Source organism: Treponema sp. R6D11, assembly GCF_054786075.1.
The window spans coordinates 1-324 of record NZ_BDHD01000956.1 but is presented as its reverse complement, the minus strand read 5'-3'; the positions used below and the strand labels follow the sequence as shown (position 1 = coordinate 324).

At 49.7% G+C, this 324-nt stretch carries 1 protein-coding gene; it reads right to left on the bottom strand.

Translation table 11 applies throughout. The features are described from left to right. Nucleotides 1-24: 24 nt before the first annotated feature. A complete protein-coding gene (locus ACYVTD_RS16980) occupies nt 25-174 on the bottom strand; it encodes a hypothetical protein (RefSeq protein ID WP_461248823.1) in 150 nt (49 codons plus the stop codon). Between the last annotated feature and the right edge of the window lie 150 nt (nt 175-324).

Genomic DNA, 324 nt, shown 5'->3' with positions numbered 1-324 from the left:
AAAAGAGGCATAAGCCTCTTTTATTTACATCCCAATTTTTGGATTACCCGTCGGTGCCACAGGCGCATCCGGCGCACCAGGCGGAGGAGGCAGATCGTCAAGCTTTGGCATATTTTTAACTATATCAAGCTCAGGAGGCTCCTCAGGCGGCCTCTCTGCCGCGATTTTTTCCAAATGCCCTCTTAAGCTGCCAAGCTCGTTTTTCTGCTTTGAATCGGCCGGGGGGGGGTGTAACAAGGTCTATTTTTTCTGGCTCTACATCAGCTGTTTTGTCAGCTGCCCCATTACGAGAGACGGACTGCGGGTTATATGCAAAACTATGAA